Origin of the sequence: Actinokineospora bangkokensis, from assembly GCF_001940455.1 — a bacterium.
Taxonomy (GTDB): domain Bacteria; phylum Actinomycetota; class Actinomycetes; order Mycobacteriales; family Pseudonocardiaceae; genus Actinokineospora; species Actinokineospora bangkokensis.
Window position 1 is genome coordinate 286,204 of the sequence record NZ_MKQR01000016.1, and the last position, 18,795, is coordinate 304,998.

Below are 18,795 nucleotides of genomic sequence, written 5' to 3' on the forward strand. Positions count from 1 at the left end.
CACCCTGTCGATACCGGGGCGGGCCGTTCGTCTGGGAGGTGGGACCACCCCACCACGACAGGAGGAACACCATGTCGCAGTACCTGCTCAGCATCTTCCAGCCGCCCGGCGAGATGCCCGACGAGGCCGCGCTCACCGAGATCATGCGCCAGGTCGAGGAGCTCAACGACGAACTGCGCGCCGCGGGCGCCTGGGTCTTCGGCAACGGCCTGGAGGCCCCGGAGACCGCTACCGTGCTGCGCGCCGACGGCGACGACGTGCTCGTCACCGACGGCCCGTTCGTCGAGCTCAAGGAACACCTGGGCGGCTTCAGCATCATCGAGGCCGCCGACCTCGACGAGGCGCTGCGCTGGGGCACCAAGCTGGCGCGGGTGCTCGGCCTGCCGGTCGAGGTGCGCCCGTTCGTCGGCCGCTGATGCCCGCCGACCGCGTCGCCGCGGTGTTCCGCGCCGAGCACGGCCGCGCGGTGGCGTCCCTGGTCCGCTCCCTCGGCGACATCGACCTCGCCGAGGAGGCGGTCCAGGAGGCGTTCGCGGAGGCGGTGCGCCGCTGGCCCGGATCGGGCGAACCGCCCAACCCGGCCGCCTGGATCATCACCACGGCCCGCAACAAGGCGCTCGACCGGGTGCGCCGCGAGTCCACCCGCGGCGCCCGCCAGGCCGCCGCGCACGCGCTGCTGACCGCCGAGCAGGACCCGCCCGAGGAGGAGGGGGCCGTGCGCGACGACCGGTTGCGGATGCTGTTCACCTGCTGCCACCCCGCGCTCGCCGTGCCCGCCCGCGTCGCGCTGACGCTGCGGCTGCTCGGCGGCCTGACCACCGCCGAGGTCGCCGCCGCGTTCCTGGTGCCGGAGGCGACGATGGCCCAGCGGGTGACCCGCGCCAAGGCGAAGATCCGCAAGGCGGGCATCCCCTACCGGGTGCCGCACGAGGCCGACCTGCCCGAGCGGGTCGGCGGCGTGCTCGCGGTGGTGTACCTGGTGTTCACCGAGGGGCACACGGCCAGCTCCGGCGACCGCCTGGTGCGCCGGGAGCTGTGCGCCGAGGCGGTCCGGCTCGGCAGACTGCTGGTGGAGCTGATGCCCGACGAACCGGAGGCGCTGGGGCTGCTCGCGCTGATGCTGCTCACCGAGTCCCGCCGCCCCGCGCGCACCGCGCCCGACGGCACCGCGGTGCTGCTGGCCGACCAGGACCGCGGCCGCTGGGACGCCGACCTGGTGCGCGAGGGCCAGGAGCTCGTCCGCCGCTGCCTGCGCCGCGGCCGACCGGGGCCCTACCAGGTGCAGGCGGCGATCCAGGCCGTGCACAGCGACGCGGCGAGCGCGGCGGCCACCGACTGGCGGCAGGTCCTCGCGCTCTACGACCACCTGCTGCGCCTGACCCCGACGCCGGTGGTGGCGCTCAACCGCGCCGTCGCGCTCGCCGAGGTGCACGGGCCGGGTGCCGCGCTGGCCGAGGTGGACCGCGTCGGCCTGGACCACTTCGGCCCGGCGCACACCCTGCGCGCCGAGCTGCTGCGCCGCCTGGGCCGCACCGGGGAGGCAGCCGCCGCGTACGCCGCCGCGGCCGAGCGCACCGGCAACGCGGTCGAGCGGGCGCGCCTGCTGGCCGCGGGGGAGGCGGTGGCCCGCGGGTAGTCGGGCACCCGGCATGATTCCCCGGTGCCCAGAACCGTCACCGCGACCCGCTACGTGACGCCGCTGCGCGAGGGCGGCTCCCTACCCGGCCTGGTGGAGGCCGACGACCTGGGCATGTACGTGGTCAAGTTCCGCGGCGCCGGGCAGGGCCCGCGCGCGCTCGTGGCCGAGCAGGTCGTCGGCGGGCTGGCCCGGTCGCTGGGGTTCCGGGTGCCGGAGCTGGTCTTCGTCGAGCTGGACCCGGAGCTGGGCCGCACCGAGCCGGACGAGGAGGTCCAGGAGCTGCTGCGCGCCAGCGGCGGGCGCAACCTCGGGCTCGACTTCCTGCCCGGCTCGTTCGACTACAACCCGCTGGTGCGCGACCCCGGCCCGGTCGAGGCGGCCCGGCTGCTGTGGTTCGACGCGCTGGTGCTCAACGTCGACCGCAGCTGGCGCAACCCCAACCTGCTGCTGTGGCACCGGCAGACGTGGCTGATCGACCACGGCGCCGCGCTCTACCCGCACCACCGCTGGGGCCCCGGCTGGTCGCCCGCGCCGCGCTACCGCTGGGACGCGGGCGACCACGTGATGCTGCCGGTGGCGGGCGAGGTCGCGAACCTGGCCGCCGAGGTCGACCTGGACGTGCTGGACGGCCTGCTCGCCGAGGTGCCCGACGAGTGGCTGCTCGGCTTCCCGGACCCGGCGGACACCCGCCGGGCCTACCACGACTTCTTCACCGCCCGCCTGGCCACCGCGGCCGAGTGGACCGGGGAACTGGAGGCCGCGCGTGCCGCACGTGTTTGAGTACGCGCTGCTGCGCGCCGTCCCCCGCCAGGACCGCGGCGAGGCGATGAACATCGGCGTCCTGGTGCACTGCAAGGCGTTGGACTACCTGGGCTGCCGCACCCACGTGGACGAGGCCCGGCTGCGCGCGCTGGACCCGGGCATCGACACCGCGGTGCTGGCGGAGGTGCTGGCGGGCCTCACGTCGACCTGCGCGGGCGAGGCGGGCCCGGTGACCTCCATCCCGCCGTCGCAGCGCTTCCGCTGGCTCACCGCGCCGCGCAGCACGCTGGTGCAGACCTCACCGACGCACACCGGCCTCACCGACGACCCGGAGGCCGAGCTGGAGCGGATGTTCGCGAGCCTGGTGCTGCTTCAGGACCCCGCGGCGACCTGACGGATGTAGTCCACCGACTCCTCGGGCCCCAACGCCCTGTCCCGCAACCGCTCCAGCGCGCCCCGGTACCGCCGCACCCGCTCGGGTTCCTCGAAGTGCAGGTCGGCCACCTCGGTGTCGACGTGCACCGCCGTGCGGTCCCCCACCTCCTCGGGGAACGACAGCACGTCGAACGACCCGGTGGGCGCCACCCCGGCGGCGAACGGCAGGACCCGCACCTCCACCTCCGGCCTGCGCACCACGTCGACCAGGTGCGCGAGCTGGGAGCGCAGCACCTCCCGGTCCCCGACCTGCCACCGCAGCGCGGATTCCGCCACCACCCGGCGCACCGGCGCCCGCCCGCCCAGCACCACCCGCTGCCGGGCCATCCGCAGCTCCACCAGCCCGGCGACCTCGGGCAGCGTCCGCCCGGGGGTGCCGCCCTGGATGGCCGCCAGGGCGTACTCCGGGGTCTGGAGCAGGTCGGGCACGAGCTGGGCGTCCCACCCCTCGATCGCGGTGGCGCTGGACTCCAGCCCGAGGAACAGGCCGCGGTCGGCGGGCACCAGCGAGCCGTCGAACGGGGCCCACCAGTCCTTGCCCCGCTTGGCGCGCTCGCGGACACCCAGCCAGAACTCCGCGCGGTCGCCCGCGCCGTAGAACTCCAGCAGGCGCTCCAGCTCCAGGGGGCCGGGCAACGACCGCCCGTTCTCGATGTGGCCGATGTTCTGCACGCTCCCGCGCACCTGGGCCGCGGCCTGTTCCCGGGTCACCCCGGCGGCCACCCGCCGCTGCCGCAGCTCGGCGGCCAGCCACCGCTTGAGCACTGTCGGGCTCGCAGCCTCCACGGCGTCTCCACTCCACCCGATCGAGCGACTGACTTTGGAGCGTGCTCCAAAGTACCTTGATAAGAGGTTACTCCATACGGCCCATCTGCTCCACTCCACCCGTTCTCCGACCCCGGGGGTCTCCCATGTCCACCGCCCTGTCTCCCGTCCGCGCCAGGACGCTGCGCGCCCTTGTCCTCGCCCGCGAACTCGACGCCGCGCGCACCGCAGCCGGGATGACGACCCGCACCCTCGCCACCCTCATGTCCATGTCCCCGGCGATGGTCAACCGCGTCATGACCGGTCGACGACCACCGACCGCCCTGGAGATAGGCGCGCTCTGCGCCTTCCTCGACGTCCCCGCCCTCCGCAGGCGCTCGCTCTACGCACTGGCCTCCGAAGTGGACAAGCAGAACTGGCTGCACGACAACACATCAGACACCCCGTCACCCCTGCCGACCCTGCTCGACCTGGCCGACTCGGTCACCACCTACAGCGCGACCCACGTCCCAGAACCCCGGCGCCCGCACGACTTCGACCACACGGGGGCAGACCCCGCCACGACCCACCTCATCCACGAACGAGCGCTGTCCGATCCGCGGTCAGCGCGCCACCTGACGTCCCTCACCGGTGACGTCCACATCGTGCCCGCAGGCCACAACAGCCCGCCGCACTCGTTCCACCTCCTGCACATCCCCCACTTCCACCCCGTCGTCCACGCCGAGCACAACACGATGACGATCATCCTGGAGACCCCGTCGGCCACCGCGCCGTACCTGGCGCAGGTGGCGACACTGCTCACCCACGCCCGTCCTCCCAACGACGTCCCGTGACGCACGCCCGGAACCGCTGGGCACCACCCGCACCTTGACAACTCCACAGTGAAACCCGACGAACCCCCGGCACCTCCGCTGCGGCGCGAACCGGTCAGGAGGAGTTCCGCAGCTCACACCGGACATAGTTGTATTCCTCAACCAAACTCCCTACAGTTGCAGGTATCAACTGATGGGGAGGCGACATGATCGCCACGACAACGGTGTCGGACCTGATCGAGGTGGTCCGCGCGCTGGTCCGGTCCGCGCGGTCGGCGCAGCACGCGCTGTCCGACGACCTGCCCGCCGCGCCCGCGACGCTGCTCGCGCTGCTCGACCGGCACGGCGAACAGCGGCTGGGCAGGCTGGCGGCCACCTTGGGCGTGGACCCTTCGGTGGTGAGCAGGCAGGTGACCCCGCTGCTCGCCGCCGGGCTGGTGCGCAGGCGGCCGGACCCGCTCGACGGGCGCGCGAGCCTGCTCGACCTCACCGACGAGGGCCGGGCCTGCCTGCACAGGCGCAGGCTCCAGAGCGCCGCCTGGTTCCGCGACGCCCTCGCGGGCTGGGACCAGGCCGACGCCGACCTCTTGCTGTCCCTGCTGCGCAGGTTGTCCGCGGACGTGCGCGGACACCTGGTGAACGACGAGGAGAACTGTCTTGACCACGCCCACTGAGGCGGCCCCCACCGCCGCGCCGCTCAGCGCGCAGGAGAGCGGCCGGATGGACCACCGCCGGATCGTCGAGGCCCTGACCGGGCTCCTGCTGGCGATGCTCACCGCCTTCCTGTCCTCGACCATCGTCTCCAACGCCCTGCCGACGATCATCTCCGACCTGCACGGCACGCAGAGCCAGTACACCTGGGTGGTCACCGCGACCCTGCTGGCCTCCACGGCCAGCACCCCGATCTGGGGCAAGCTCTCCGACCTGGTCAGCAAGAAGCTGCTGGTGCAGGTCGCGATCCTCATCTTCACCGCAGGGTCGGTGCTGGCCGGGCTGTCGCAGTCGGTCGGCACCCTGATCGCGTGGCGGGTGCTGCAGGGCCTGGGCCTGGGCGGCCTGCAGGCGCTGGTGGTCATCGTGATCGCGGCGATGATCAGCCCGCGGGAGCGGGGCAAGTACTCCGGTCCCATCGCCGCGGTGATGTCGGTGGCCACCGTGGCGGGCCCGCTGCTCGGCGGCGTCATCGTCGACACCAGCTGGCTGGGCTGGCGCTGGTGCTTCTTCGTCTGCGTGCCGCTGGCCGTGGTCTCCCTGCTGGTCGTGCAGCGCACCCTCACGCTCCCGCTGGTCAAGCGCGACGTCACGGTCGACTACCTGGGCGCGGCGCTGATCGCCGCGGGTGTGAGCGCCCTGCTGATCTGGGTGACCCTGGCGGGCAACCAGTTCGCGTGGGGCTCGGCCACCTCGCTGGCCTTGGCGGGCCTGGGCGTGGTGCTGCTGGCGGGCGCGGTGTACGTGGAGACCAGGGCGGCGGAGCCCATCATCCCGCTGCGGCTGTTCCGGGACCGCACCACCGCGCTGGCCACCACCGCGAGCATCGCCGTCGGCACCGCCCTGTTCGGCAGCGCCGTATTCCTCGGCCAGTACTTCCAGATCGCCCGCGGCTACTCCCCCACCGCGGCGGGCCTGCTCACCCTGCCGATGATCATCGGCTCGATGCTGTCGTCGACCGGGTCCGGCATCCTCATCACCCGCCTGGGCAGGTGGAAGGCGTTCCTGGTCACCGGGTCGGTGCTCATGGTCGGCGGCTTCGGCCTGCTGGGTACCATCGACCACGCGACGAACATGGTGCTCATCGGCACCTTCCTGTTCGTCCTCGGCCTCGGCCTGGGCATGACGATGCAGAACCTGGTGCTCGCGGTGCAGAACACCGTGGCCGCGGGCGACCTGGGCGCGGCCAGCTCCACCGTCGCGTTCTTCCGCTCGCTGGGCGGCACGGTGGGCGTGTCCGTGCTCGGCGCCATCCTGGCCAGCCGGGTCAGCGCGCTGACCGCCGACGGGTTGGCCGCCCTCGGTGTCGCGGTGCCCGCGGGTGGGTCGTCGGCGGGCATCGGCACCCTCAACGAGCTGCCCGCGCCCATCGCCGCGGTGGTGCGCGCCGCCTACGGCGACGCCACCGCCACGATCCTGCTGATCTCGGCCGCGCTGTCGGTGATCACCGTGGTGGCCATCCTGCTCATCAAGGAGAAGCCGCTGCTCACCACCACCGGTCTCCAGCGCCAGGAGCGGGAAGCCGCCGAGGCGGCCGTCTGAGGTCCACACCCGCCGCACCGCCGACACCGCCACGCCCGCGGTGTCGGCGGTGTTCCACTCGGACCTACTTGACAGTAAGGTTCGGGTGCTCGGAGATGAGGGAAGGGATTCGCACCATGGCACTGTCCGCCAAGACCGCTGGTCTGCTGCTCGCCGGAACCGGCGCCGCGCACTTCGTCGCGCCCAAGGCGTTCCTGGGGATCACGGTGAAGGCCTTCCCCAAGGACACCCAGCAGTGGGTGTACCGCAACGGCGCCACCGAACTGGCCCTGGGCCTGGCGCTCAGCACCGCCAAGACCCGCAAGCTCGGCCTGCTGGGTGCCCTGGGCTACGTCGGGTGGCTCGGCGCCAACGTCGTCAAGAACCGCTGACCCGGCCGGTCACCGCCCAGCGGGCCGCGGTGCCCGTTGTCGCGGTGCCCGTCGCCGCAGCGCGCGTTGTCGCAGCACCCGCAGTCACGGCGCGGCCGCCGCGGGCTGGTCGAGCCCGGTGAGGGCCTCGGCCAGCCGCGCGGCGGCGGTCACCGCGTCGTCGGCCAGCGCCGTGGCCAGGTAGCCCCCCTCCAGGGGGACCAGCGAGTGCCACTCGCCGCTGCGCACCGGCGGCGCCGCATGGCCCGCGCCGACCTCGGTGGCCAGCACCCGGTGGCCCGCCAGGCCGGCCAAGGCCTGGTCCGCGACCGGGTCACCGATCACCAGCGACTGGCGCAGCACGGGGCGCCCGTCCCTGGTCACGTGCGTCTCGGTGGTCAGGTGCCCGGGCGCCTCGCCCTTGCGGCCCAGCACCAGCACCTCCCGCAACCGGACGCGCCCCGACCCCGCCAGCGCCACCCGCAGCACGGCGTGGTGGTCGGCGTGCCGGGTGACGACCGTGGGCTCCGGCAGGTACTCGCACTCGCCGCCGTCGGCGACCGACAGGGTGGTGCGCGCGGTGCTGCGGCCGGTACCGGGCAGCGCGACGGTGGCGGCGACCCCGACCAGCCGCAACTGGGCCCCCGGCCCCACCAGCACGTCGAGGCCCAGGTCGTCACCGCCGAGCGGGGCGGCGGCGGAGTTGACCAGGTGGACCACCGCCACGGGCCCGGTCCCGCGCTGGGGCAGCAGGGTCATCGGGGAGACCGAGACCAGCTCGCGCACCACCGCGCGGTCGCCCACCCGCTCGACGACCAGCCGCGCCCGGGCGCGCATCAGGCCAGCAGCCCGCGCACCCAGGCCGCGACGTCGGGCGCGTCCGGGGTGGTGACCAGCGACTGCGTGATCACCGGCAGGTCGCCGCGCATCCGGTGGGCGTCGGAGGTCATCACGTCCATGTCCGCGCCGACCAGCGGGGCCAGGTCGGTCTTGTTGATGACCAGCAGGTCGGCGGTGGTGACCCCCGGGCCGCCCTTGCGCGGCACCTTGTCCCCGCCCGCCACGTCCACGACGAACACCTGCGCGTCGACCAGACCGCGGCTGAACACGGCGGTGAGGTTGTCCCCGCCGCTCTCGATGATCACCAACCGCAGCCCGCTGTGGCGCTCCTCCAACGCCTCCACCGCGTCGAGGTTGGCGGTGATGTCGTCGCGGATGGCGGTGTGCGGGCAGGCCCCGGTCTGCACGGCCTCGATGCGGTCGGTGTCGAGCACCCCGGCGCGACGCAGGAAGTCGGCGTCCTCGGTGGTGTAGATGTCGTTGGTGACCACGGCGAGCTCCACCTCCGCCGACAGCGCCCGGCACAGCGCCGCGGTGAGCGCGGTCTTGCCGCTGCCGACCGGACCGCCGATGCCGATGCGGAACGCCCGGCCCGAGGTGGGGGTCGCCGCGTGGTTGTCCGGGTCCGCCGCCGTCGGGTCGAAGTTCACCGCGTGGGTGTGGCCGTGCCCGTGGCCGGTGTGCCCTTGGCCCTCCGGGTGCTCGTGACCGTCCGGGTGGGCGTGGTCGTGCTGGTCAGCTGGCAAAGAGACGCACCTCCTCGGTGTGCTGGCGGGCGTGCGCCTCGGCCAGCAGGTCCAGCCCCGGGGAGCCCGGGGCGGGCAGGTCGTGCGGGGCGAGCCCCGCGGTCCCGGCGGCGCGCAGCGCCTGCGCGCCGAGTTCGTCGGACAGGTCGGCCACCATGGCGTTGACGGCGAACGGGTCCAGCCCCAGCAGCCGCACCGCGGCCGACGCGGGCCCGCTGACGGCCAGGTACCCCGCCACCGCCGCGGCGTCCGCGGGCGACCCGCCCGCGACGCCGGTCAGCGCCCCGAGCGCGATGGGGTGGTGCGGGCGGGGCGTGGCGCGCAGCAGGGCGTCGAGGACCGGGGACGGCCACGCCCGCACCCCCGCGCGCATCGTGCCGCGGCCCTGCGCCCGGGAGGCGGTGCGCTGGGCGGTCGACGGCGTGCGGGCGTCGAGCTCGGCGTCCAGCAGCGCCCAGTCCGGTGGCAGCAGGGCGGCCGCGGCGGCGAACACCGCCGCCAGCTCCCCCGCGGTGCGCAACCGGCCCAGCAGGAACGACGGCAGTTCCCGCTCCCCGACGACGAAGCCGCGGGCGACCGCCTCCTCCAGCCCGCCGGAGTGCACGTGCCCGCCACCGGGGTAGCGGGAGTCGGCCAGCAGCAGGGCGACGACGCCGAGCCGTGCGGGGTTCGCGGTGGACATGCGCTCAGAACAGGAAGTAGCGCTGCGCCATCGGCAGCTCGGAGACCGGGTCCGCCACCACCGGCTCGCCGTCGATGGTCACCGCGAAGCTGTCGGGGTCCACGCGCACGTCCGGGGTCGTGTCGTTGAGCAGCATGTGCTCCTTGCCGACCCGCCTGGTGTCGGCGATGCGGGCGAGCGGGGTGCGCAGGCTCCACCGGTCGGCCAGGTCGTCGTCGACCTCCTGCGCGACGAAGACCAGGCTGGTCTCGGCGGCGGGGGTGGGGGCGGCGCCGTACATCGGGCGGGCCAGCACCGGCTGCGGGGTGGGGATGGAGGCGTTGGCGTCGCCCATCGCCGCCCAGGCGATGAACCCGCCCTTGAGCACGACCTGCGGGCGCACGCCGAAGAACTTCGGCTCCCACAGCACCAGGTCCGCGAGCTTGCCCACCTCGACCGAGCCGATGTGCTCGGCGATCCCGTGCGAGAGCGCCGGGTTGATCGTGTACTTGGCGACGTAGCGGCGGGCGCGCAGGTTGTCCGCGGCGCCGTCCCCGGCCAGCGCCCCGCGCCGGGCCTTGTTCACGTGCGCGGTCTGCCAGGTGCGCAGGACGACCTCACCGATGCGGCCCATGGCCTGCGAGTCCGAGCCGATCATCGAGATGGCGCCGAGGTCGTGCAGCACGTCCTCGGCGGCGATGGTCGACGGGCGGATCCGCGACTCCGCGAACGCCAGGTCCTCCGGGATCGACGGGTTGAGGTGGTGGCACACCATGAGCATGTCCAGGTGCTCGTCGATGGTGTTCACCGTGTGCGGCCGGGTCGGGTTGGTGGACGAGGGCAGCACGTTCGCCTCACCGACGACCCGGATGATGTCGGGCGCGTGCCCGCCGCCCGCGCCCTCGGTGTGGTAGGCGTTGATCGAGCGGCCCGCGATGGCGGCCAGCGTCGACTCGACGAACCCGGCCTCGTTGAGGGTGTCGGTGTGGATGGCGACCTGCACCCCGGACCGGTCGGCGACCGTGAGGCAGGTGTCGATCGCCGCCGGGGTCGTGCCCCAGTCCTCGTGCAGCTTGAACCCGGCGGCGCCCGCGCGCAGCTGCTCGTGCAGCGCCTCCTCGCTGGTGGTGTTGCCCTTGCCCAGCAGCAGCACGTTGACCGGCTGGTGGTCCATCGCCTGGAGCATCCGGCCCAGGTTCCAGGCGCCGGGGGTCAGGCTGGTGGCCTTGGTGCCGTCGGCCGGGCCGGTGCCGCCGCCGATCAGCGTCGTGAGCCCGGAGGCGAGGGCCTGGTCGGTGAGGGTGGGGGTGATGAAGTGGACGTGGCAGTCGATCCCACCCGCGGTGAGGATCCGGCCGTTGCCCGCCAGCACCTCGGTGGACGGGCCGATCACCAGCGCCGGGTCCACCCCGTCCATGGTGTCGGGGTTGCCCGCCTTGCCGATGCCCACGATCCGGCCGTCGCGCACGCCGACGTCGGCCTTGACCACGCCCCAGTGGTCGAGGATGACCGCCCCGGTGATGACCAGGTCGGGCGCGCCCTCGGCGCGGGTGGTCCTGGCCTGCCCCATGGACTCCCGGATGACCTTGCCCCCGCCGAAGAGCACCTCCTCGCCGGGGTGGGCGCCGCGGGAGCGGTCCTCCTCCACCTCGATGAGCAGGTTGGTGTCGGCCAGCCGGACGCGGTCGCCGGTGGTGGGGCCGTAGAGGGCTGCGTAGCGCGCGCGGTCCATCACCTGTCCAGCTCCCCCGCCCACTCCGGACGCAGTCCGGGCACCACGCGGCGGCCCGCGATCGGCACCAGGTCGACCTGGCGGTCGACACCGGGCTCGAACCGCACCGAGGTGCCCGCCGGGATGTCGAGGCGCTTGCCCCAGGCCGCCTCGCGGTCGAACTCCAGGCCGGGGTTCACCGCGGCGAAGTGGAAGTGCGAACCGACCTGCACCGGTCGGTCGGCCCCGTTGAGCACCGTGATCGTGGTGCGCTCGCGGCCGGGGTTCAGCTCCACCGGCTCGTCGCCGGGGATGATCTCGCCGGGGATCACGGCGCCTCCCTTCGTCCTGGCTCGGCTGTCCTGGCTCGGCTGTCCTGCGCTGTCGGGGTGGGCCCGCCTGGGTGTCCCCGGGGCCGGACCGGGCGCCTCAGGGGATCGGGTCGTGCACCGTCACCAGCTTGGTGCCGTCCGGGAAGGTGGCCTCCACCTGCACCGACTCGATCATCTCCGGTACCCCGGGCAGCACCTGGGCGCGGTCGAGCACGGTGCGGCCGCTGGCCATCAGCTCCGCGACCGTCCGGCCGTCGCGGGCGCCCTCGAGCACGTGGGCGGTGATCAGCGCGACCGACTCGGGGTGGTTGAGCAGCACCCCGCGCTCCAGCCTGCGCCGGGCGACGTCCGCAGCGACGTGGACGAGGAGCTTGTCCCGCTCGTGCGGCGTGAGGTGCATGCGCCGTGTTTACCACGGGCGGTGGGACCTGAACGGCGGCGACACGTGGTGTTAACGAGCCGACGGGTGGCCGTGAGCGGAGCGCACGCCCACCCCGGCGGGTGGGTCCGGTCGGCCCAGTCGCGGCCCACGACCGGGCGCTGGGTGCGGAGCGCGGTCACGCCCCCGGTCGGCACCGGCCGGACCCGGAACGCGCGGAGGGCGCCCCCCGGCGGGCACCGGCGCTACGATCCGCCGCATGACGGCCGACTTCCCCCTGCACCGCACGACCCGGCCGGTGGCAGACGACGAGCGCGCGGCGGCCCTGGCCGACCCCGGCTTCGGCAAGCACTTCACCGATCACATGGCCGCGGCCACGTGGACGCCGGAGGACGGCTGGCACGACCGCAGGGTGGGGCCGGTGGTGCCCTACTCGCTGCACCCGAGCGCGGCGGTGCTGCACTACGCGCAGGAGATCTTCGAGGGCCTCAAGGCCTACCGGCACGCCGACGGCAGCGTGTGGTTGTTCCGGCCCGAGCGCAACGCGGCCCGGTTCGCCGCCTCGGCGCGCCGGTTGACCCTGCCCGTGCTGCCCGAGGAGGACTTCCTGGCCAGCGTCGAGGGGCTGGTGCGCGCGGACGAGGCGTGGGTGCCCGCCGCGGGCGGCGAGCAGAGCCTCTACCTGCGGCCGTACATGTTCGCCAGCGAGGCGTTCCTGGGCGTGCGGCCCGCGCACCGGGTGGAGTACGGGGTGATCGCCAGCCCGGCGGGGGCGTACTTCGGCTCCGGTGTGGTCGGGGTGACGCTGTGGATCAGCGCCGAGTTCACCCGGGCGGCCGCGGGCGGCACCGGCGCGGCCAAGTGCGGCGGCAACTACGCCGCGGGCCTGGCCGCCCAGCTGGAGGCCCGCGAGCACGGCTGCGACCAGGTCCTCTACCTCGACGGCGCCGAGCACCGGTGGGTGGAGGAGTCGGGCACGATGAACGTGGCCCTGGTGACCTCGGCGGGGGAGCTGGTGACCCCGCAGCTGGGCACGATCCTCGACGGCGTCACCCGGGCCAGCGTGCTGGACCTCGCCGTCGAGCACGGGCTGACCCCGGTGCAGCGCCCGATCTCGGTGGTGGAGCTGGCCGAGGGCTGTGCGAGCGGGTCGATCACCGAGGTGTTCGCCGTCGGCACCGCCGCGGTCATCACCCCGATCACCGGGTTCCGCGGCCCGGACCTGTCGATCACCGTAGGCGGTGGTGCCCCCGGGGCGACCACGCTGGCCCTGCGCGCCCACCTGCTCGACATCCAGCACGGGCGCGTCGAGGACACCCGGGGGTGGCTGCGCCGGGTGGTCTGACGCGGCCCCGTCGCGCGCCGGGACCGGTGCCGCGTCCCGGTATGGTGCGGGAGTGGCGAACAGACAAGCGGATGGCGGTGTGACCGGGGTGGGTGGGGTGGACGACGCCGATGGCACTGCCGGGCTGCTGTCGCTGCAGTTCGCCGGGCTGACCCGGGGCCTGCTCGCCGCCGGGAGCGTGGCCGAGGTGCTGCGCCGCGTGGTCGACGCCGCGCTGCGGGTCGTCCCGGCCGCGGACGTGGTGTCGGTGACGCTGCGCGACCCCGATGGCGGCTTCCACACCCCGGTGGCCACCGACCCCGTGGCCGACCAGCTCGACGAGCTCCAGTACGAGTTCGGTGAGGGGCCGTGCGTCGAGGCGGCGAAGCCGGAGGGCCCCGCCTACGCCCTGAGCGACCACCTGGCCGCCGAGCCCCGGTGGCCGAGGTTCGGCGCGGCGGCGGCCGAGCACGGGTTCGGCTCGGTGTTCGCCGTGGCCCTGCTCCCCGACGACCGCCCAGCCACCCTGACCGGGGCGCTCAACGTCTACTCCTACGGCGGCGGGCTCACCGCGGCCGACCTGGACGCGGCCCTGCTGCTGGCCACGCACGCCTCGCTGGCGCTGGCCGCGACCCGGGCGGTCGACTTCGCCGACCTCAAGGTCGCGCAGCTCAGCCGCGCGATCGAGACCAGGGACATCATCGGGCAGGCCAAGGGCATCCTCATGCAGCGGCGCGGCATCGATGCCGACGCCGCCTACGCGGTGCTGCGCGACACGTCCCAGCGGCTCAACATCAAGCTGTTCGAGATCGCGGAGACGCTCGCCACCCGCCGCGAGGAGCTGGGCTGACCCGCGGCGCTCACCCCGCTTGCGCGGGCGCGTCCACGGTGGTCGGGGTGAACGCCCGCGGGTCGAACGTGCCGACCCGGCTGCGCAGCCGCGGCGTGGACCACGGCCAGATGAAGCTGTTGCGCCCGTTGGCGTCGAGGTAGTAGCTCGAACAGCCGCCGGTGTTGTACACGGTGCCCGCCACGGCCTGCTGCACCTCGGCGTTGAACGCGTCCTGCACCTCCCGGCGCACCGACATCGCCCGCCACCCGCGGTCGCGGGCGTGCGCGAGCGCGGAGCCCAGGTAGTCGAGCTGGGCCTCCAGGATCATGAACGCCGAGGAGTGCCCGGTGCCCAGGTTCGGCCCGAGCAGGGTGAACAGGTTGGGGAACCCCGCGGTCACGGTGCCCAGGTAGGCCTGCGGGCTGCCCTGCCAGTGCTCACCGAGGGTGCGACCCGCACCGTCGCGGACGAGGTCGGCCAACGGCAGGTCGAGGATGTGGAAGCCGGTGCCCAGGATGATGGCGTCGACCTCCGCGGTGGTGCCGTCCACGGCGGTGACGGTGCTGCCGTCGATCCGCGCGACCGCGCTGTCCACCACAGACACCCCGGGGCTGGTCAGCGCGGGCAGGTACGCGTTGGAGAACAACAGCCGCTTGCACCCGATGGTGTAGTCGGGGGTGAGCTTGGCGCGCAGCGCGGGGTCGGCGACCTTCGCCCGCAGGTGCGCCCGGCCGATGGCCTGCACGACGCGCATGAACCGGGGGTGGCGGAAGCCGGTCCCCAGCGCCTCCATCGCCGCGTACTGCACCCCGCGCAGCCAGCGCTGGGTGGCGGGGAAAGCGCGCATCAGCGTGCGCAGCGCGGGCGCGACGCGCACGTCCGGCTTGGGCAGCACCCACTGCGCGGTGCGCTGGAACAGGTGCAGCGACCCCACCACCGGCGCGATCTCCGGGACGAACTGGACCGCCGAGGCCCCGGTGCCCAGCACCGCCACGCGCTTGCCCGCCAGGTCGTAGCCGTGGTTCCACCGGGCGGAGTGGAAGACCTCGCCCGGGAAGCCCGCCAGCCCGGGGATGTCGGGCACCAGCGGCTCGTTCCACGGGCCGGGGGCGGTGACGAGGAACCGGGCGTCGTACTCGCCGTCGGTGGTGTCCAGCCGCCAGCGCTGCGTGCAGGCGTCCCAGCGGGCGCCCAGCATCTCCACGCCGAAGCGGGTGTGCTCGGCCAGCCCGGCGCGGCGGGCCACGGCGCGCAGGTAGTCCAGGATCTCCGGCTGGGTGCCGTAGACGCGCGACCAGTCGGCGTTGGGGGCGTCGCTGAACGAGTACAGCGCCGAGGGCACGTCGCAGGCGCACCCGGGGTAGGTGTTGGCCCGCCAGGTGCCGCCGAAGTCGTCGGCCTTCTCCAGCACCGCGAAGTCCAGGCCGAGCCGCTGCAACCGGATGGCCGCCCCGATGCCGGAGCAGCCCGCGCCGACCACGAGGACCTCGTACGAGCGGTTCACGCGTCCTCCCGGGCTGTGGTGCGCAGTGCGACCTCCGCCACCGCGGGGACGCGGCGCCGGTCCATGAAGTTGGGGCCCATCACGGCCAGGGCCTCGGCGGTCGGCTCCACGCGCAGCACGCGCGCGCCGGTGCGCCGCAGCACCCGCTCCTCGGCGTCGAGCCTGCGGGTCATCGGCCCGCGCAGCAGCCGCTCCACCCGGTCCAGGCCGCGCGCGGGGACCGGCCCCGACGAGGTCATGGGGGCGACCACGACGACCTCGTCGAGGCCGAAGGGGGCGAGCAGGTCGGCCGAGGTGGGCGAGACGGTGCCGCCGTCGACGTACTCCCTCCCGCCGACCACCACCGGCGGGAACCACCCCGGGATGGCCCAGGACGCGGCCAGCGCCGGGCCGAGCGGTTCCCGCAGCGGCACGCGCTTGCCGGTGCGCCGGTCGGCGGCGATGAGCATGAGGTTCGGGTGCTGGACCGACGGGGCCAGCGCCGCGCCCAGCCGCAGCAGCCAGGAGTTGTCCCCGGAGCCGAGCGGGAGCAGCCCGGCCGCGGCGGCGGTGCCGTCCACCCGGCCGCGCAGCCGGGCCCGCAGCAACCCGGGGGCGGCGAACCCCGGCCGGGGCAGCGGCGGCACCCCGCCGGGCCCGGCGGCGAAGTGCTCCAGCAGCAGCTCGGGGGCGCCCGCGCTGCCGAGCCGGGCCGCCAGCACCTCGTCGAGGTCGAACCCGGCGGCCAGGATGGCCGCCAGCTCCGCGCCGCCGGAGGTGCCGACGACGACCTCCGCCGACACCGGGTCCCAGCCCAGCTCCCGGCGCAGGCTGTGCAGGGCGGCCACCGACCAGGTCAGCCCGAGCGTGCCGCCGCACCCGAGGACGAGCCCGCGCCGGGTCACGACGGCAGCTCCCGCTTGAGCAGCTTGCCGGTGGGCGTGCGCGGCAGCTCGTCGAGGAAGTGCACGTCGCGGGGCACCTTGTAGCGGGCCAGGTTGGCCCGGACGTGGGCGGTCAGTTCCCCGGCGGTGGGCCGGGCGCCCCTGGTGACCACGTAGGCGACGAGCCGCTGGCCGAACTCGGCGTCGTCCACGCCCAGCACCGCCACGTCGACGACCGCCGGGTGCCGGGCCAGGCAGTCCTCGACCTCCTGCGGGTACACGTTCTCCCCACCGGAGACGATCATGTCGTCGGCCCGACCCTCGACGTAGAGCCTGCCCTCGGCGTCGAGCCTGCCCAGGTCGCCGGTGTCCATCAGGCCGTCGACGACCTCCTTGGTGGACCCGGTGCGGTGGCCCTCGAAGTGCTGCTGCCCGCCGACGAAGATCGTCCCGGACCGGCCGGTGGGCACCGGGGCCCGGTCGCCGTCGAGGATCCTGATCGGCACGCCGATCGTGGGCCTGCCCACCGTGCCCGCCCCGGCGCGCAGGTCCGCGGGGGTGGCCAGTGCGGCGATGCCGGTCTCGCTGGAGCCGTAGCCGTTGTAGAGCACGTCCCCGAACTCGGCCATGAACCGCTCGGCCAGCTCCGGCCGCAGCGCCGACCCGCCGGAGAGCACCGTGCGCAGGCCCCGCAGGTCGTGCGCCCGCCGGACCGGCTCCGGCAGGGCCAGGACGCGCTGCAGCATCACCGGCACCACGGCGAGGAAGGCCACCCGGTGCGCGGCGACGTCGGCCAGCGCGCGCTCGGGGTCGAAGCGGCGGCGCAGCACCACCGGGCAGCGCACGAACAGCGCCAGCGCCCACATCGCCAGGCCGAACCCGTGGAACAGCGGCACCGCGATGTGCATCGGGTCACCCGAGCGCATCCCCGTCCTGCGGATGATGGTGACCGCCGGGCTGAGCACTGACATGGGGCTGAGCTTGCGCGCCGCGCCCTTGGGGGTGCCGGTCGTCCCGGAGGTGAGGATGGTGACCTTCCCCGCGGGCACCCTGCCCCGCGGGGTGAACCGGCCGTGCCCGGCGACCAGCTCGTCCACCGTGGGCACCGGCAGGTCCGCGCCGTCGTGCCACGCCGCGACCACCGGCACCGGTGACTCGGGCAGCAGCGGCAGGAACTCGGCGTCGACCACCAGCAGGTCGGGGGTCACCCGCGCCCAGATCCCGGCCAGCTGCGGTGCGGAGAACTCGGTGTTGAGGTAGACGACGTCCGCGCCCAGCAGCGCCGCCGCGACCGTCGCCAGCACCCAGCCGCGGTGGTTGCGGCACATGATGGCGACGGTGGCGCCCGGGGCCGGGCGGTGGCGCTCGACGATGCCCTGGGCCAGCCTGCGCGCGGCGTCGTCGAGCTCGGCGAAGGTCAGGGTGCCCAGGTCGTCGACCAGCCCGGGGTAGTTGGGGCGGTGCTCGGCGGCGAGGGCGAGCAGGGTGGCCGCGGAGGTGCCGGTGGTGCGCAGGGCGCGCGCCGAGGCCTTGAGGTGGCGCGGCCGGGCCTGGCGGGCCAGGCCGGTGCTGGCCAGCGCGGCGACGGCGCTGCCGAGCACGGCCGCCGTCGGGGGCAGCTGCGGCATCAGAGCTCATCCTCCCGGGTGGGCAGGCCGGAGCCCGCGGGGCGCTGCTGCCTGCGCTGGTGGCCGACGGCGAACCGCCTGCTCACCACGACCTCCAGCGGCCTGCGCACGGCGGCGGTGACGACCTCGGCCACGTCGGCCCACCAGGGGCTGATCTTGGCGGGTCTGTCCACGATGGCCCGGCAGACGACCTCCGCCGCCTCCGCCGGGGTCAGCCCGGGGACGTTGTCGAAGGTCCTGGTCGGCGCGCTCATCCGCGTCTTGATCAGTGCCATGTAGATCGACGTGGCGGTCACGCCGTCGGCGGTGGCCTCGGCGGCGACGCTGCGGAAGAACACGTCGAAGGCGGTCTTGGAGGCCTGGTAGGCCGCCCACCGCGGGGCGGGCGGGATGCGCACCCCGATGGTGGAGATGTTGACCAGGTGCCCGCCGCGGCGCTCGCGCATCGAGGGCAGCAGGCCCAGCACCAGCCTGACCGGGCCGAGGTAGTTGATCGCGATGGTGCGCTCGAAGTCGTGCATGCGGGTGTAGGAGGCGTCGATGGCCCGCCGGATCGACTTGCCCGCGTTGCTGACCAGCACGTCGACGTGCCCGTGCTCGGCCAGCACCCGCTCCACCAGCGCGGCCACCGCGTCCAGGTCGGTGAGGTCGGTCGGGTACGCGTACGCGTCGGCCCCCGCGTCGGCGAGGTCCTTGACCACCTCGCGCAGCCGGTCCTCCGTGCGCGCCACCAGCAGCACCGTCGCCCCGGCGTGCGCGAGGCGACGCGCCGTGGCCTCACCCAACCCGAAGGAGGCGCCGGTGACCAGTACGATCCTGCCCTGGACCGCCTCGCGCAGCGCCCGTTCGTCGACCCCGCCGCGCGGGTTGGTCAACCAGTCCGCCAGGGGACCGCGGGCCAGTGCCGTGAGCACCGGGGTGATGCCAGCCATGTTCCCCACCCACCGTTGGGATAATGT

21 protein-coding genes are annotated in these 18,795 nt (G+C 74.4%); 10 read left to right on the forward strand and 11 right to left on the reverse strand.

The annotated features are described in order from the left end of the window. The first annotated feature begins 71 nt into the window (after nucleotides 1-71). Genes BJP25_RS15830 through BJP25_RS15845 form a run of 4 tightly spaced genes read left to right on the forward strand, consistent with a single transcriptional unit; the run spans nucleotide 72 to nucleotide 2,795 of the window. Nucleotides 72-416 (forward strand): YciI family protein, encoded by a 345-nt coding sequence (locus BJP25_RS15830; protein ID WP_075975678.1) that lies wholly within the window; start codon nucleotides 72-74, stop codon nucleotides 414-416. Next, nucleotides 416-1,636, forward strand: a complete 1,221-nt coding sequence (locus BJP25_RS15835; protein WP_075975679.1) for an RNA polymerase sigma factor — start codon at nucleotides 416-418, stop codon at nucleotides 1,634-1,636. The genes BJP25_RS15830 and BJP25_RS15835 overlap by 1 nt, the downstream gene beginning before the upstream one ends. A 24-nt stretch (nucleotides 1,637-1,660) precedes the next feature. Continuing rightward, nucleotides 1,661-2,419, forward strand: a complete 759-nt coding sequence (locus BJP25_RS15840) for a HipA family kinase (RefSeq protein ID WP_075975680.1) — start codon at nucleotides 1,661-1,663, stop codon at nucleotides 2,417-2,419. Beyond that, on the forward strand, nucleotides 2,403-2,795 hold the full coding sequence (locus BJP25_RS15845; protein ID WP_075975681.1) for a DUF3037 domain-containing protein: 393 nt from the start codon (nucleotides 2,403-2,405) through the stop codon (nucleotides 2,793-2,795). Before BJP25_RS15840 ends, BJP25_RS15845 begins: the two co-directional genes overlap by 17 nt. Here BJP25_RS15845 and BJP25_RS15850 read toward each other — a convergent pair. Then, a complete protein-coding gene (locus tag BJP25_RS15850) occupies nucleotides 2,774-3,622 on the reverse strand; it encodes a helix-turn-helix domain-containing protein (protein WP_075975682.1) in 849 nt (282 codons plus the stop codon). The genes BJP25_RS15845 and BJP25_RS15850 overlap by 22 nt on opposite strands. A gap of 125 nt (nucleotides 3,623-3,747) precedes the next feature. Between BJP25_RS15850 and BJP25_RS15855 the strand changes: the two genes are divergently transcribed. The 4 genes from BJP25_RS15855 (at nucleotide 3,748) to BJP25_RS15870 (ending at nucleotide 7,037) form a co-directional block, all read left to right on the forward strand. Then, nucleotides 3,748-4,434: a helix-turn-helix domain-containing protein gene (locus BJP25_RS15855; protein WP_075975683.1), complete on the forward strand. Its 687-nt coding sequence runs from the start codon at nucleotides 3,748-3,750 to the stop codon at nucleotides 4,432-4,434. A 185-nt stretch (nucleotides 4,435-4,619) separates the two neighbouring features. Continuing rightward, complete coding sequence (locus tag BJP25_RS15860; protein WP_075975684.1) at nucleotides 4,620-5,087, forward strand: MarR family winged helix-turn-helix transcriptional regulator; 468 nt, start codon at nucleotides 4,620-4,622, stop codon at nucleotides 5,085-5,087. Next, nucleotides 5,071-6,666 (forward strand): MFS transporter, encoded by a 1,596-nt coding sequence (locus BJP25_RS15865; RefSeq protein ID WP_408607152.1) that lies wholly within the window; start codon nucleotides 5,071-5,073, stop codon nucleotides 6,664-6,666. Before BJP25_RS15860 ends, BJP25_RS15865 begins: the two co-directional genes overlap by 17 nt. Nucleotides 6,667-6,782: 116 nt before the next feature. Continuing rightward, nucleotides 6,783-7,037, forward strand: coding sequence for a hypothetical protein (locus BJP25_RS15870; protein ID WP_198943514.1), 255 nt, complete (start codon nucleotides 6,783-6,785; stop codon nucleotides 7,035-7,037). Nucleotides 7,038-7,121: 84 nt separating this feature from the next. Here the strand turns inward: BJP25_RS15870 and BJP25_RS15875 are convergent, their stop codons facing one another. From BJP25_RS15875 to BJP25_RS15900, 6 genes are all read right to left on the reverse strand, one after another. Then, on the reverse strand, nucleotides 7,122-7,853 hold the full coding sequence (locus tag BJP25_RS15875; RefSeq protein ID WP_075975686.1) for an urease accessory protein UreD: 732 nt from the start codon (nucleotides 7,851-7,853) through the stop codon (nucleotides 7,122-7,124). Beyond that, nucleotides 7,853-8,506, reverse strand: a complete 654-nt coding sequence (gene ureG / locus BJP25_RS15880) for an urease accessory protein UreG (protein WP_075975885.1) — start codon at nucleotides 8,504-8,506, stop codon at nucleotides 7,853-7,855. The genes BJP25_RS15875 and ureG overlap by 1 nt, the downstream gene beginning before the upstream one ends. 85 nt (nucleotides 8,507-8,591) lie before the next feature. Then, a complete protein-coding gene (locus BJP25_RS15885; protein ID WP_075975687.1) occupies nucleotides 8,592-9,284 on the reverse strand; it encodes an urease accessory protein UreF in 693 nt (230 codons plus the stop codon). Nucleotides 9,285-9,288: 4 nt separating this feature from the next. Next, a complete protein-coding gene (locus BJP25_RS15890; RefSeq protein ID WP_075975688.1) occupies nucleotides 9,289-10,995 on the reverse strand; it encodes an urease subunit alpha in 1,707 nt (568 codons plus the stop codon). Continuing rightward, complete coding sequence (locus tag BJP25_RS15895) at nucleotides 10,995-11,306, reverse strand: urease subunit beta (RefSeq protein WP_075975689.1); 312 nt, start codon at nucleotides 11,304-11,306, stop codon at nucleotides 10,995-10,997. The genes BJP25_RS15890 and BJP25_RS15895 overlap by 1 nt, the downstream gene beginning before the upstream one ends. Nucleotides 11,307-11,403: 97 nt before the next feature. Next, a complete protein-coding gene (locus BJP25_RS15900; RefSeq protein WP_075975690.1) occupies nucleotides 11,404-11,706 on the reverse strand; it encodes an urease subunit gamma in 303 nt (100 codons plus the stop codon). Between the two features lie 238 nt (nucleotides 11,707-11,944). Between BJP25_RS15900 and BJP25_RS15905 the strand changes: the two genes are divergently transcribed. After that, entirely contained in the window at nucleotides 11,945-13,030 is a 1,086-nt protein-coding gene (locus BJP25_RS15905; RefSeq protein ID WP_075975691.1) for a branched-chain amino acid aminotransferase, read from the forward strand. Nucleotides 13,031-13,127: 97 nt separating this feature from the next. Next, entirely contained in the window at nucleotides 13,128-13,859 is a 732-nt protein-coding gene (locus BJP25_RS15910; RefSeq protein WP_233158095.1) for an ANTAR domain-containing protein, read from the forward strand. 10 nt (nucleotides 13,860-13,869) lie between these two features. On the opposite strand, the gene BJP25_RS15915 is transcribed toward BJP25_RS15910, so the two are convergent. From BJP25_RS15915 to BJP25_RS15930, 4 genes are read right to left on the reverse strand one after another with little or no spacing between them, the layout of a single operon-like run. Then, nucleotides 13,870-15,345: a flavin-containing monooxygenase gene (locus BJP25_RS15915; RefSeq protein WP_075975693.1), complete on the reverse strand. Its 1,476-nt coding sequence runs from the start codon at nucleotides 15,343-15,345 to the stop codon at nucleotides 13,870-13,872. Then, complete coding sequence (locus BJP25_RS15920) at nucleotides 15,342-16,229, reverse strand: patatin-like phospholipase family protein (protein ID WP_075975694.1); 888 nt, start codon at nucleotides 16,227-16,229, stop codon at nucleotides 15,342-15,344. Before BJP25_RS15920 ends, BJP25_RS15915 begins: the two co-directional genes overlap by 4 nt. Further along, nucleotides 16,226-17,836 (reverse strand): AMP-binding protein, encoded by a 1,611-nt coding sequence (locus BJP25_RS15925; protein WP_075975695.1) that lies wholly within the window; start codon nucleotides 17,834-17,836, stop codon nucleotides 16,226-16,228. Before BJP25_RS15925 ends, BJP25_RS15920 begins: the two co-directional genes overlap by 4 nt. Then, nucleotides 17,836-18,768: an SDR family NAD(P)-dependent oxidoreductase gene (locus BJP25_RS15930; RefSeq protein ID WP_075975696.1), complete on the reverse strand. Its 933-nt coding sequence runs from the start codon at nucleotides 18,766-18,768 to the stop codon at nucleotides 17,836-17,838. The genes BJP25_RS15925 and BJP25_RS15930 overlap by 1 nt, the downstream gene beginning before the upstream one ends. Nucleotides 18,769-18,795: the final 27 nt, after the last annotated feature.